At 64.0% G+C, this 13,374-nt stretch carries 14 protein-coding genes; 7 read left to right on the forward strand and 7 right to left on the reverse strand.

Features of this window, described 5'->3' with window-relative positions; genetic code table 11:
• Positions 1-11 precede the first annotated feature (11 nt).
• The 3 genes from AC4CS3_RS16365 to AC4CS3_RS16375 all read right to left on the reverse strand — a co-directional run bounded on the left by AC4CS3_RS16365 (position 12) and on the right by AC4CS3_RS16375 (position 4,263).
• On the reverse strand, positions 12-2,261 hold the full coding sequence (locus AC4CS3_RS16365; RefSeq protein ID WP_236812317.1) for an RNA degradosome polyphosphate kinase: 2,250 nt from the start codon (positions 2,259-2,261) through the stop codon (positions 12-14).
• 104 nt (positions 2,262-2,365) lie between these two features.
• Positions 2,366-3,337, reverse strand: coding sequence for a mycothiol synthase (gene mshD, locus AC4CS3_RS16370; RefSeq protein WP_490784358.1), 972 nt, complete (start codon positions 3,335-3,337; stop codon positions 2,366-2,368).
• A 227-nt stretch (positions 3,338-3,564) separates the two neighbouring features.
• A complete protein-coding gene (locus tag AC4CS3_RS16375) occupies positions 3,565-4,263 on the reverse strand; it encodes a winged helix-turn-helix transcriptional regulator (protein ID WP_059387339.1) in 699 nt (232 codons plus the stop codon).
• A 312-nt stretch (positions 4,264-4,575) separates the two neighbouring features.
• Here AC4CS3_RS16375 and AC4CS3_RS16380 point away from each other — a divergent pair, with 312 nt between their 5' ends.
• The 7 genes from AC4CS3_RS16380 to AC4CS3_RS16410 all read left to right on the forward strand — a co-directional run bounded on the left by AC4CS3_RS16380 (position 4,576) and on the right by AC4CS3_RS16410 (position 10,681).
• On the forward strand, positions 4,576-5,310 hold the full coding sequence (locus AC4CS3_RS16380) for a permease (RefSeq protein ID WP_437771076.1): 735 nt from the start codon (positions 4,576-4,578) through the stop codon (positions 5,308-5,310).
• Between the two features lie 184 nt (positions 5,311-5,494).
• Positions 5,495-6,091, forward strand: coding sequence for a nitrobindin family protein (locus AC4CS3_RS16385; protein ID WP_490784359.1), 597 nt, complete (start codon positions 5,495-5,497; stop codon positions 6,089-6,091).
• A 90-nt stretch (positions 6,092-6,181) separates the two neighbouring features.
• Positions 6,182-6,904 carry a flavodoxin family protein gene (locus AC4CS3_RS16390; protein ID WP_490784360.1) on the forward strand — a complete coding sequence of 241 codons (723 nt, stop codon included), beginning with the start codon at positions 6,182-6,184 and terminating at the stop codon, positions 6,902-6,904.
• Positions 6,905-6,926: 22 nt separating this feature from the next.
• On the forward strand, positions 6,927-8,012 hold the full coding sequence (gene ygfZ, locus AC4CS3_RS16395; RefSeq protein WP_490784361.1) for a CAF17-like 4Fe-4S cluster assembly/insertion protein YgfZ: 1,086 nt from the start codon (positions 6,927-6,929) through the stop codon (positions 8,010-8,012).
• On the forward strand, positions 8,009-8,422 hold the full coding sequence (locus tag AC4CS3_RS16400; protein ID WP_490784362.1) for an ankyrin repeat domain-containing protein: 414 nt from the start codon (positions 8,009-8,011) through the stop codon (positions 8,420-8,422). The genes ygfZ and AC4CS3_RS16400 overlap by 4 nt, the downstream gene beginning before the upstream one ends.
• A gap of 120 nt (positions 8,423-8,542) precedes the next feature.
• Positions 8,543-9,103, forward strand: coding sequence for a PadR family transcriptional regulator (locus tag AC4CS3_RS16405; RefSeq protein ID WP_345448652.1), 561 nt, complete (start codon positions 8,543-8,545; stop codon positions 9,101-9,103).
• 54 nt (positions 9,104-9,157) lie between these two features.
• Positions 9,158-10,681: a DHA2 family efflux MFS transporter permease subunit gene (locus tag AC4CS3_RS16410; RefSeq protein WP_490784363.1), complete on the forward strand. Its 1,524-nt coding sequence runs from the start codon at positions 9,158-9,160 to the stop codon at positions 10,679-10,681.
• A gap of 79 nt (positions 10,682-10,760) precedes the next feature.
• Here the strand turns inward: AC4CS3_RS16410 and AC4CS3_RS16415 are convergent, their stop codons facing one another.
• The 4 genes from AC4CS3_RS16415 to AC4CS3_RS16430 all read right to left on the reverse strand — a co-directional run bounded on the left by AC4CS3_RS16415 (position 10,761) and on the right by AC4CS3_RS16430 (position 13,374).
• Positions 10,761-11,492 (reverse strand): GNAT family N-acetyltransferase, encoded by a 732-nt coding sequence (locus AC4CS3_RS16415; protein ID WP_490784364.1) that lies wholly within the window; start codon positions 11,490-11,492, stop codon positions 10,761-10,763.
• 100 nt (positions 11,493-11,592) lie between these two features.
• Positions 11,593-12,618: an ATP-dependent 6-phosphofructokinase gene (locus tag AC4CS3_RS16420; protein WP_234749032.1), complete on the reverse strand. Its 1,026-nt coding sequence runs from the start codon at positions 12,616-12,618 to the stop codon at positions 11,593-11,595.
• A 159-nt stretch (positions 12,619-12,777) separates the two neighbouring features.
• Entirely contained in the window at positions 12,778-13,035 is a 258-nt protein-coding gene (locus AC4CS3_RS16425; RefSeq protein ID WP_345448649.1) for a PspC domain-containing protein, read from the reverse strand.
• Positions 13,036-13,080: 45 nt separating this feature from the next.
• Positions 13,081-13,374, reverse strand: coding sequence for a hypothetical protein (locus tag AC4CS3_RS16430; RefSeq protein ID WP_490784365.1), 294 nt, complete (start codon positions 13,372-13,374; stop codon positions 13,081-13,083).

The following is a 13,374-nucleotide window of genomic DNA, read 5'->3' on the forward strand; positions in this document are numbered from 1 at the left end:
CTTTTCGCTGCCTACCGCCGGGCAACTGCACGTTGGCGGGACCGGGAGGCAAGAAGCCAGGACTGGATGTCCAACAGCGGCGTGCCGTCTTCGGTCTGGTGGAACCTGGTCCAGTGGCCTTGGTTGTCGAGGTGCCAGCTGGCCGTGCCTGGGTCCATGTAACGGCGCAGCAGGTCCATGACCTCGGCCGTGTCTTCGCGGTTGGAGAGCTGTACCAAGGCCTCAACCCGGCGGTCGAGGTTGCGGTGCATCATGTCCGCAGAGCCGATGTAGACCACGGGATCGTTGGCATTGGCGAAGGCAAACACGCGCGAGTGCTCCAGGAAGCGGCCAAGGACGGAGCGCACCGTGATGTTCTCGCTCAGTCCAGGCACTCCCGGACGCAGCGAGCAGATGCCACGGACAATGACGTCAACCTTTACCCCGGCCTGTGACGCCCGGTAAAGGGCATCGATGGTGGCCTCGTCAACCATGGAGTTGACCTTGATCTGGACCTTGGCGGTAATTCCCGCGCGGGCGTTGCGGATCTCGGTCTCGATCCTGTCGATCAGACCGGACCGCACCGAGCGCGGCGCCACGAGGAGCCGCTTGAAGGTCGACTTGGGGGCATATCCGGAGAGCTGGTTGAAGAGCTTGGACAGGTCCTCGCCCACCTGCTCATTGGAGGTCAACAGGCCAAGGTCCTCGTAGTAGCGGGCCGTCCGCGGGTGGTAGTTGCCCGTGCCGATATGGCAGTACCGGCGGAGGCCATCCACTTCCTGACGGACAACCAGGGACAACTTGCAGTGCGTCTTGAGTCCCACGATGCCGTACACCACGTGCACGCCGGCCTGCTCGAGTTTGCGGGCCCAGGAGATGTTGGCCTGCTCGTCAAAGCGGGCCTTGATCTCCACGAGGGCCAGGACCTGCTTGCCGGCCTCGGCGGCGTCGATCAGTGCGTCCACGATGGGGGAATCGCCGGACGTGCGGTACAGGGTCTGCTTGATGGCCTGGACCTTGGGGTCGGCGGCGGCCTGCTCCAGGAAGGCCTGGACCGACGTCGAGAACGAGTCGTACGGGTGGTGCAGCAGGATGTCACGGCGACGCATCGCCGCGAAGACGTTGGCGGCTTTGGAGGTCTCGGATTCGTTCAGGTACCGCGAGGTGTGGGGCACGTGCTTGGGGTAGTGGAGGTCGGCGCGGTCAATTCCGCCGATGACCGACAGGCCCCGGAGGTCCAAGGGAGCCGGAACGGAGTACACCTCGGATTCCTCGACGCCGAGTTCCCGCACCAGGAGCGCACGGATGTTCGGGTTGATGTCGGTGGTGACCTCAAGCCGGACGGGCGGGCCGAAGCGGCGGCGCAGCAGTTCTTTTTCAAGCGCCTGCAGGAGGTTCTCGGCGTCGTCCTCTTCAACTTCCACGTCCTCGTTGCGGGTGACGCGGAAGCTGTGATGCTCCATGACTTCCATTCCGGGGAACAGCTTGTCCAGATGCACGGCGATGACCTCTTCGAGCGCGATGAATCGTGCCACGCGGCCCGGGACCGCGCCGGCACGCGGTCCGTCGATCGAGACTAGCCGCGGCAACTGGTCCGGAACCTTGACGCGTGCGAACAGTTCCTTGTCGCTCACGGGGTTGCGGACAATCACGGCCAGGTTGAGGGAAAGGCCGGAGATATATGGGAACGGGTGGGCGGGATCAACGGCGAGCGGGGTGAGGATCGGGAAGACCTTCTCGCCGAACATGATGCTCAAGCGGTGCTGGGCCTCGTCGTCGAGTTCGTCCCAGCGCATGAGGTGGATGTGCTCGTAGGCCAAAGCGGGGCGGATCTGCTCGGCAAACACGCGCGCGTGTCGTTCCTGCAGCTTCCGGGCGGCATCGCCGATCTGCTCCAGGACTTCGATCGGGCTCAGCCCGGCGGGGGAGGGGACCGCGAGCCCGGTGGCGATGCGCCGCTTCAAGCCGGCAACCCGCACCATGAAGAATTCATCCAGGTTCGAGGCGAAGATGGAGAGGAAATTGACCCGCTCCAGCAGGAAGAGGTCCGGATCCTCTGCGAGCTCGAGAACCCGGGAGTTGAAGGCGAGCCAGCTCAGCTCGCGGTCCAGGAAGCGGTCCGGGGTGATGTCGCCTTCCGGTTCAAGGGAGGGCGCAAATTCGGGAATGTCGATGCGGTCCTGTGTTGCCCGCGCAGCCGGCACTTCGGAAGATCCGAAGCGGGGAGGCAAGGTTGCGCCCTTGACCTCGGTTTTGGTGGTTCCGACCGGGTCCGGGTTCATCGGGCTCTCCTTCGTTCAGCGCGGGGGTTTGATTCAACCCTACAAGGATTCCACGTGCCGGAATCCTAGATGTCCTAGCCTTTCAGATACGCCTTGGTTCCGGATTACTTCCGGGTCAAGGGCGCATACATGACATCGACGTCCCAGCGGACGAAGCCCAGCTTCTGGTAAAGGGCGACGGCCGCGGTGTTGTCGGCGTCCACATACAACATCACGGAGTGCAGCTCGTGGCTCTGGAGATACCTGATTCCGGCGACCGTGAGCGCCTTGCCAAGCCCCAGCCCTTGGGCCGCGGGGGTCACACCGACGACGTAGACCTCTCCGATGGCCGGATGGGGTCCTTGCCGGGGGTGCACCTTGGTCCAATGGAATCCGAGCAGCTCCCCGGCCGGGTTCACAGCCAGCAGGAAACCTGCGGGATCGAACCAGTCCTCGGCCATCCGCGCGTCCAGGTCGGCCCTGGTCAGGGATCCCTGCTCGGGATGGTGGGCAAATGCCGCCCTGTTGGCGGCCAGCCAGGCGGACTCATCCTGACCCGGCACGAAGGCGCGCAGCGAGACTCCCTCAGGGAGGCCGGCGTCGGGCAGCTCCGCTGTGGAGGTCATGAGGCGCATCTTCCACAGTTCGCGCGCCGGGCCGTAGCCGTAACGGGCCGCAAGCTCCGCGGCGGCCTCGTGATTCCCATGGGACCAGGCGTTCAGCCCCTCGAGCCCGCGGCTGTCCCGGAGCGAGTCCAGCAGCCGGCCTGCGACACCCTGGTTGCGGTAGCTGGGGTGCACCGCCATTTCCAGGACTCCCGTCCCGTCGTCCGCTTCGACCACGACGGCGATTCCCGCCAGATCCTGGCCGCTTGCGGGATCGGACTGCTCGTCCGGGGCATAGAGGGCCAGCGTGAGCACCGAGTGGTCGCCGGCATCGGCTCCGCGCAGCATGACCAGGGTCTGTTCGGACAGCGGGGGATTGCCGTCCGACTCCTCGGCAGCTGCGGCCAGCGTCTTGATGTCTTTCAACAAGTCGTTGTCCGACGCGCCTTTGACGACGAGGGCGGGCCAGTTCTCCGGGTGCGCAGGGCTCATGCTGCAAGGCTATACGTCTCCGGCCGGTTTGGCGGGATGGATTTTGCGGCCACTGTGTTGGCCGTGTAAGGTCTATATCTCGTCCGGCTTCGCGAAGCAGGATACGAGGGGGATCCACCAGTGGGGTGGCCTCGATACGTTCGACCCGTATGTCCTCCACTCAAGCAAGGGAAGGCCCGGACTCAGTGAGTCCGGGCCTTCCCTGTGTTTTGAAGGGTTTCGGAAGCCTAGGCCTCCGTGAGCTCGTCTTCCGGCAAGCGGACCAAGGTCAGGCGGTAGCCGACGTTGCGGACCGTGCTGATGAGGTTCTCGTGGTCCACGCCGAGCTTGGCGCGCAGGCGCCGGACGTGAACGTCCACGGTGCGCGTGCCGCCATAGTAGTCGTAGCCCCATACTTCGGTGAGCAGCTGCTGGCGCGTGAATACCCTGCCCGGGTGCTGGGCCAGGTACTTCAGGAGTTCGAACTCCTTGAAGGTCAGGTTGAGCGGCTGCCCGTTCACGCGGGCCGTGTAGCTCGCTTCATCGATCACGACGCCGGCCGCCCGGATTTCGGTGTTGGTTTCCTCTTCGCCGGGGATGGCGCGGGCCACGGCCAGGCGGATCCGGGCTTCGACTTCGGCCGGCCCCGCCGAGTCGAGGACGATGTCATCAACAGACCATGCGGAAGAGACGGCAGCCATGCCGCCTTCGGTGAGGATCAGGATGAGGGGGGCGCTCAAGCCCGTGGCTTTGAGCAACTGGGTCAGGGAGCGGGCTCCTACCAGATCCTTGCGGGCATCAAGGAAGACGACGTCGGTGGGGTCGGTTTCGAGCAGGGCCGTTGGCTCTGCCGGAAGGATGTGGACCCGGTGGTTCAATAGCTCCAAGGCGGGCAGGATGTCTACCGACGAGCCGGTGCTGTTCGTCAGGAGCAGGATGTGCGACATAGTTCCTCCAATGGGCGGTCCGCGCATCATCGGGCGTCTGAACCGGGTTTCCACCGGCCGGTAGCTGCTTATGGGGCGTGGTTCCGTTGTAACGGAAGCGTTGCAACAAGAAGCGCTGTTGACAACCGAGTATACCCAAAGGCCCCTGCAACGTCAGGGATTCGTGTCACCTTCAACCCATGTTTGCGACATATTTGTGCCGTATAAGGCAGGATTGGCAGGAGGTTGCTCGCAGCCTGGAACGAAATGGGGCCCATCGAGGATCCCACGAGGGCGCAACGAGGTTAGGGACACAGTGAGGTCAGGGGCGCAGTGAAGTCTTGGAGCATCGGGGTGGTCGGCCTCGTGGCGCTCGCGGTTTTCGTCGCCAGCTCTTACGGTCCCACGGAAGGGCTGGTCGCCGTCGGAGTTCTGGCGTCGGCCGCGGTTGGCATCGGTTGGCCCCATTTTCTAGCGGTCCCCGCGAAGAAAACACTCGCCACCGTGATCGGCCTGAGCGGTGCGGGTTCAGCTCTGGCTGCCGGCTTCGTGCCAGCCCCCGGATTTCTCGACGCAACCCCCGCCTTCATCGCCGCAGGCGTGATCGCGGTGTTCGTCGTGCAGCTGATTCGCGGAACCGGTCAGGCCCAACGGCTCGAATCCACCCTTGGCAGCTGCGCCGGCGTCCTGCTGAGCTGCCTTGGCGCGGGCTGGATTGCGGGTGCGAGGTTCAACGGGATCAAGGAAATGGTGTTGGTCGCCGCTCTCAGCGCCGCCGTCGCCCTCCTCGCCGGCTTGTTGCGCTGGCCGGACCGGGTCGTGGCGCCTTTGGGCATCGTGGCGGCCGGGTTGGTGGCTCCGCTGGCAGGCCTGGTGTTCTCCAATATCGCGATCGTGGCCGCCATCGTGGTGGGCGTCGTCATCGGCTCGGTCCTGGTCAGTTTCCGCCGGATGGTGACGCTTCGGCTCGGCCGCCTCAATTTCCCGGCCGTCCTTGGAATGGGCGTCGCTCCCGTCTGGGCGGTTGGCGCCATGTGCTACTTCATCGACAAACTACTCATCTACTAACAGTTAGGATGGCATCATGTCCGTACTTGCATTTGAAATCTTCTTCCTTGTCCTCCTCGGCCTGGCCAGCCTCTCGATGGCGTGGTTCGCTGGTTTTGTCGTTTACCGTCTCTTCAAGGGCCAGAAGTAGAGCTCCCATCGCTTTTGATCAACTTGTACCTTCCGGTCCACTGAGGTAATTGCTGTGCCCATCGAAATCCCTTCCGACCTGACACCCGAATTGGTACCCCTTTCCTGGCTCATTGGTGAGTGGGAAGGCCGGGGACGGCTTGGAACCGGTGAAGAAGACTCGGATCATTTCATCCAGCATGTCTCCTTCACGCACCACGGTCTGCCCTACCTGGAGTACCGCGCGGAAAGCTGGCTCAGCGACGAGGACGGCACCAAGTTGCGGCCCCTCACGGTGGAAACAGGCTTTTGGGCGCTGGAGCGGAAAATGCTCGACGCCGACGGCGGCCCCGGCTTGATTCCCGCGGAAATCGTCCCGGTCTTGAAGACTGCCGACGACGTCGAGGCCCACCGGAATGCGGACGGCGGGTTCGACATCGCCGTGACGATCGCCCATCCCGGTGGCATCAGCGAGCTGTACTACGGCCAAATCAAAGGTCCGCAGATCCAGATGAGCACCGATATGGTGATGCGCGGCGGCCACTCCAAGGAATACACTGCGGCCACACGCATCTTCGGCCTCGTGGATGGCAATCTGCTGTGGCGCTGGGATGTATCCAGTCCGGGCAAGTCGCTTGAGGCCCACGCTTCAGCTTTCCTGAAGAAGCTCTAGTAGGAGGGCTTGTTCCCTGGCTTCAAGGTCTCACCGAAGAGGTCTCACTGAACGTCCCGTTTCGCAGTCCGAACCAAAGGGGAGCAGCAAGTGAACGAAGCAACAAAGCCTGCCAGCTATGACGATCTCAAAGCTGTGTTTTTCAACGGGACGCTCAAGCCATCCCCGCAAGTGAGCAACACCGACGGACTGATAGCCATCAGCCGGCGCATCATGGAAAAGCAGGGCGTCAGTACGCAGGTGATCCGCACGGTGGACCATGACATTGCCGCCGGCGTGTATCCGGACATGCGCGAACATGGCTGGGTCACTGACGAGTGGCCAGAGTTGTACCCAGCCGTGTTGGAGGCCGACATCGTGGTGGTGGCCGGTCCTATCTGGCTTGGTGATAACTCCTCCCAGACCAAGAAGCTCATCGAGCGCCTCTACGCCCATTCGGGCCAGCTCAACAGCAAAGGCCAATGGGCCTACTATCCAAAAGTCGGCGGCTGCCTCATCACCGGCAACGAGGACGGCATCAAACATTGCGCCATGAACGTCCTGTATAGCCTCCAGCACGTCGGCTTCACGATTCCGCCGCAGGCCGACGCCGGTTGGATCGGTGCCGTCGGCCCCGGCCCCAGCTACCTCGACGAAGGATCCGGTGGCCCCGAGAGCGACTTCACCAACCGGAACACCACCTTCATGACGTGGAACCTGCTCCACTACGCCCGCATGCTCAAGGACGTCGGCGGCATTCCTGCCTACGGCAACCTCCCGGATGAATGGAAAGCCGGCACACGCTTCGATTTTGAAAACCCGGAATACCGCTGAGCCCCAAGGACTTCTACTACATATGACTTACAAGAGCCCCCTATTGTCGCGCCCCGGAGCTGTAGAAGGTGGCGGCGAGGACTCCGGCGTCGCGGCCCACTACGGCGAACCCCTGCGGGAGCAGCGCGCACTCGCCGCAGGCACCGCCGTCGTCGATCTTTCCTACCGGGGCGTTGTCACCGTCACCGGCCCTGACCGACTGAGCTGGCTCAACACCCTTTCCTCGCAGCAACTGACCAACCTCCAGCCCCGCGTCTCGAGCGAACTATTGCTCCTCACCATCCAGGGCCGCATCGAGTTTGACGCCCGCGTGGTGGACGACGGCGGGACCACCTGGCTGCTGGTCGAAGCCGCCGAGGCTGCCCCGCTGGCCGAGTGGCTCGACAGAATGCGGTTCATGTTGCGCGTCGAGGTGGCCGACGTGTCGGCCGATTGGGCCGTCGTTGGCTCAACCAAGCCCGTTGGCGCCTGGTCCGGGCGGCTCGTGTGGGAGGACCCGTGGCCGCACATCGGCGTCGGCGGCTATTCCTACAGCGTGGTGGAGGAAAGCTCGCATCCCGGCCTTGAGCGTCCCTGGTTCGAGTACCTCATTCCCGCGGATGAGCTTGAAGCGGCCGTTGAAGGCATGGCCCTCGCCGGCTCGTTGGCGGCGGAGGCTCTCCGCATTGCCGCGTGGCGTCCCCGGCTCGGCGCAGAGACGGACGAGAAGACCATTCCGCACGAGCTCGATCTCCTGCGGACCTCGGTCCACTTGTCCAAGGGCTGCTACAAGGGCCAGGAGACCATCGCCCGCGTCCACAACCTGGGACACCCGCCCCGGCGGCTCGTTTTCCTGCAATTGGACGGCTCGCAGCACACCCTTCCGGCGCCGGGCAGCGTCGTATTTGCCGGAGAGCGCAAGGTGGGTACGCTGACATCCGTGGCCCAGCATTTCGAAATGGGGGCAGTAGGACTGGCTCTGATCAAGCGGTCCGTCGACCCGCACGAAGTGCTGACCGTGCTGGACGGTGAGGAGCCTTATCCGGCCGCCCAGGAAGTAATCGTTGCGCCCGATGCCGGACAGGTGGTGGGGCGTCAGACCGGATTCCTGAAGGGACCCCATCGATGAGCGAAACGACGGGCGCCGAAGCCCAAACGGGCGGTGCCGATGACGAGGCCATTGCCTTGGCGCATGCCTTGTTCGATGCCGCCAGGGAGGGCAACTCGCAGATCCTGCGCAGCTACCTCAATGCCGGTGCGCCGGTTGGAATGCGCACTGCCGCAGGTGACTCGCTGCTGATGCTGGCCGCATACCATGGCCACGCTGAAACCGTTCAGCTTCTGCTCTACCACGGTGCCGATGCAAACGGCGCGAACGACCGTGGCCAGACTCCGCTGGCCGGCGCAGTCTTCAAGGGTTACACGGAGGTGGCCCGGGTTCTGATCGACGCCGGTGCCGATCCCGAAGCCGGTGCACCCACAGCGCGCGACACCGCCCGGATGTTTGCCCGCACGGAGATTCTCGGACTGCTCGGATAGGCCAAGGCGGGGCCGTCGGGCTTTGCCCATGCGTGACGGCCTCGCCGCGCCGGCTGCCTTGCGGTCAAATATTCCATGTGGAATAGTTGTTGTGGAATAGTTCGCACGGAGGATGGGGAAATGGCACGAGCCGCACTGACGCCACTGGGCGTCGCTGCATTGGCCCTACTTGTGGAGGCGCCGATGCATCCTTACGAGATGTACCAGCTCCTGATGGCCCGCCACGAGGACCGTTTGGTCAAAGTCCGGCCGGGTACGCTCTACCACGCAGTCGGTCGCCTGGAAGAGGCGGGTTTGGTCGAGTCCACAGGCATTGACCGTTCCGGCAACCGGCCCGAGCGCACCACCTACCGAATCACGGGAACCGGCCGGGAGGCGCTGACCGAGCGCCTCCAGAACATGCTGGCGGAACCCGTGAATGAGTACCCGGTGTTCCCCCACGCGATCGCCGAGGCACACAACCTGCCGTCCGGCGTCGTACTCGAACTACTGGACCACCGCGTGGCGAACCTGGAAAACCAGCTCGACTTCCTGGTCCGCGGTGAAGAAGCTGTCGCTGCCAAAGGCGTCGAGCCCAAGTTCTGGATTGACGTCAAGTACCAACAAACCATGCTGCGGACGGAAATCGACTGGATACGCAGCTTCCAAAATGATCTCCGCAGCGGGCAGTTGCCATGGTGACCGCCCATCCCACGAACCAACTTGCAATAGATTCAGCACAGTCAAAGGAAACCCATGGAAAACGTAGCTAAACCGTGGCCCGCACTGTGGTCCCTCGTGGTCGGGTTCTTCATGATCCTGATCGACACCACCATTGTCTCCGTGGCGAATCCGCGGATCATGGAGGGCCTGCACACCGATATCAACGCCGTCATCTGGGTGACGAGCGCCTACCTCCTCGCCTACGCCGTCCCGTTGCTGATCACCGGACGGCTCGGTGACCGCTTCGGGCCGAAGAACCTCTACCTGATCGGCCTCGTGGTCTTCACCCTGGCCTCGCTGTGGTGCGGCCTCTCGGGCGACATCGGCATGCTGATCGCGGCCCGGGTGGTCCAGGGCATCGGCGCGGCCATGATGACGCCCCAAACCATGGCCGTCATTACCCGGATCTTCCCGCCGGACCGCCGCGGCGCGGCCATGGGCCTCTGGGGAGCGACGGCCGGCATGGCTATCCTCGTCGGCCCGATCCTCGGCGGCGTGTTGGTTGACGGCCTCGGTTGGCAGTGGATCTTCTTCGTCAACGTTCCCATCGGCGTCGTTGCCTTTGTCCTCGTGACCCGGCTCGTACCGAAGCTGACCACGCACAGCCACAAGTTCGACGTCCTGGGTGTGCTGCTGTCCGCAGCGGGTATGTTCCTGCTGGTGTTCGGCATCCAGGAGGGCCAAAGCTACAAGTGGGGCACCGTCAGCGGACCCATTACCGTGTGGGGACTGATCATTACGGGGCTCGTGGTCCTTGCCGTGTTCGTCTTGTGGCAGTGGCTCCTGGAGCGCCGCGGAGGCGAACCCCTGCTGCCGCTGGGCCTGTTCAAGGACCGCAACTTCTCCTTGGGAAACACCACCATCATGGCGGTGGGTTTCACCATCACCGCGTTCCCGTTGCCCACCATTTTCTACTACCAGGTAGTCCGCGGTTTGTCCCCGACGCAGTCCGCATTGCTCATGATCCCCATGGCCGTGATCTCCGGCGCGCTGGCACCTTTCGTTGGCAAGCTGATCGACCGCATCAACCCGCGTTGGTTCGCTGCCTTCGGCCTGGTCTGCCTGTCCGGTGCACTCTTCTGGACCTCGACCCTTCTGAAACCGGACACTCCCATCTGGATGTTCCTGCTGCCCAGCGCCCTCCAGGGTGTGGCCAACGGCTTCATCTGGGGCCCGGTCTCGAACGCCACCACCCGCAACCTCCCGCCGCGCTCGGCAGGCGCCGGTTCCGGCGTCTTCAACACGACGCGCCAGATCGGTGCGGTACTGGGATCGGCGGCCATCGCCGCACTCATCCAGTCCCGGCTCGCGGCCGAGCTGCCCGCGGCTCCGCCAGGTGCCGCCCCGGCGGGCGAAGGCGGATTCACCGGCAAGTTGCCTGAATTCCTGCATGACGGCTTCTCGACGGCGATGAGCCAGTCAGTCCTGCTGCCGGCCTTTGCGATTCTGCTGGGCGCAGTAGCGGCGTTGCTGTTTGGCAAGCCCAAAGCCGTCCAGGGGTGGGGTTCCCCGGCTGCCGCAGAGGCCAAGCCTGAGACTGTTTCGCAAGACAGTTAGTCCGCGCGAACTGGCAGACGATGCCCTCAAAATGCGATTTTGAGGGCATCGTCTGCCAACTCGCGGGCAGTGGAGGGCGCTAGCGGAGCAGCACGGACGTCTGGATACCGCCGTCGATGAATCCCAGCTTCCGGGCCAACGCCATGGAGCCCCGGTTGTCCAGCGCAGTCCGCCATTGCAGCGTGAGGCCGGAGGCGAGTGCCTCGTGGGCAGCGATCGAGGCAGCCAGGGTTCCGAGCCCTTGCCGACGCAATTCCGGCGGCACCAGGACACCCAAGTCTGCGAGGATCCCCTGCCACTCTGCATAAGCGCCGCAGGCCACCGGTTTGCGGTCCGGTTCGTTGCCATCCATCACGGTGAAATGGTGGTCCATCCTGGAGAGATGGACTTCATTGACGTCGTCCGGAGGGCACCTGCCCTCCAACTCGATCGCCTCGGGGTGGCCGTGGGAAACGGTGACTTCGCCGCCCGGCTGGAAGAGGGGAAGGTCGTCGGCGAACAGCAGCGCAGACGTCCCGAGCCCGTGGCCACCGTGTTCGCGGCTGATCCGCAACAGTACGGAATGCTCGCTTAGTTGATCATCCGAGAGTTCGACGGCGGCGGCCGCCGCCCATCCCGGAGCCACCAATGCGGAGCGGCCAAAGAGCCTCACGAACGTAATGGATTCGGCGTCCTCATCTTCCCGGACCAACCGCTCGCCGTTGCGGGCAGCAGGTGAGCCGGAAACGAAACTGAAGGCTTCGTCGTCGAACCCTAAATGTCGGGCCCAGGCCAGCAGCACAATTTCCGCCGATCCCGCATCAAGTTCCATGACATCGAGTCTATGCAGTCCCTGGAAAGGAAGGAGCAGGCGGGCACCTGGTGGTACCGGCCTGCTCCATGAAGAACCGGCTCAGCCGAACGGCAGCGGCTTAGCCGAAGAGTACCGCGGCTTCGTCGTAGCGGTTTTGCGGGACGGTCTTGAGCTTGCCCAGGGCAGCTTCGAAGCCCACGTGCTCGATGTCCGTGCCCTTGAGGGCCACCATGGTTCCCCAGCGGCCTTCCACGACCGAGTCGATGGCTGCCATTCCCAGACGGGTGGCCAGGACGCGGTCGAAAGCCGAGGGGACGCCGCCGCGCTGGATGTGGCCGAGGATCGTGGCGCGGGTCTCGATGCCGGTGCGGGCTTCGATTTCGGGGGCGAGCTGGTCGGCGATGCCACCCAGGCGGGGCCGGCCGAAGGTATCCAGGCCGCGTTCGGAGTGCGGGGCTTCCATGTGGTCGGGAACAAAACCCTCGGCAACAACAATCAACGGTGCGCGGCCACGATCGTGGGCCTCCTGGACCCACTCGGTGATCTGCTCGATGCTGACTTTCTGCTCGGGGATCAGGATGGCGTGTGCGCCGGCCGCCATGCCCGCGTGCAGGGCGATCCAGCCCACGTGGCGGCCCATGACCTCGGCGATCATGCAGCGGTGGTGGGATTCCCCGGTGGTGCGCAGCCGGTCGATGGCCTCAGTGGCGATCTGGACGGCGGTATCGAAACCGAAGGTGTAGTCGGTGGCGTCGAGATCGTTGTCCACGGTCTTGGGGACGCCCACGATCTTCAGACCGGCGTCGGTCAGGCGCTTCGCGGCTGCAAGGGTGCCTTCGCCGCCGATGGCAATAATGGCGTCGATGCCGAGGCGATCCATGTGGGCCTTGATGACGTCCGGCCCGCCACCGTTCTCGAACGGGTTGGTGCGGGACGTGCCGAGGATGGTTCCACCCTGCTTGGCGATACCGCGGACCATGGTGCGGGGAATGTCGATGACGTCGCCCTCCACGACGCCCCGCCAACCGTCCCGGAAACCGACGAATTCCTGGCCGTGAATGGCAATTCCCTTGAGGACGGCGCCGCGAATGACCGCGTTAAGTCCGGGGCAGTCGCCACCGCTGGTAAGGATTCCAATTTTCATGAGGGCTCAAATCCTGGCTAGGAGGTATACGTGCAGAGCGCCACGCTGAGCTCACAATGATTGTAGGGGGCAATGTGGGGTGGGACACAAACCATGACCACCGCCGGGGATGAGACTTTTGAAACAGGGTTGAAACGGGACGGGCAAACCCCGGCTGTGCTACTTCCGGCCTTGCGAACGCTGGGTGAGGAAAGATTCCAGCGCAATGGTGCCGCTTTGGTTGGGAAGCAGCAGCCAAGCCACCACGTAAATCACCACGGCAGGCCCGGGTAGCAGGCAGAAGATCAGGTAGCCAATGCGGACGTAGGCCACGTCCACATTCAGTTTGGCGGCAATGCCACCGCACACCCCTCCGATCAAACGCTGCGGACCGCGCTTCAGGCCGATGCCCCTTACGATGCTGAAGAACTTGTTCATGGCTAGAGCCTTCCCTGTTGTGGCTGCTTTGTCACGTGCTGCTTGCTACCGCTGGTCGGAATCGGCGCCGGCCCCGGAGTCCGGGCCTGACCCGCTGCCCTTTCGGGAGCGGGCGGACACGAGGCCTCCGATCACGAGTGCCGCTCCGGCCCCGATCATGAGCCCGATCAACACATAGTTGCCGTTGAGCGCCACGAGGCCGAGCTTGGAAATGATGATCAAAGCAGCGAGTGCCACGACAATCAGCCCCCAGACCACCGTGCCCACCCTGGCCCGGGTGGCTTGCGCCGTGGGTTCGGGTGCCGTCTCAAATTCCCGCGTGGGTTCGTGCGTGCTCAT

The sequence above is a fragment of the Arthrobacter sp. SE2 genome (genome assembly GCF_058244265.1).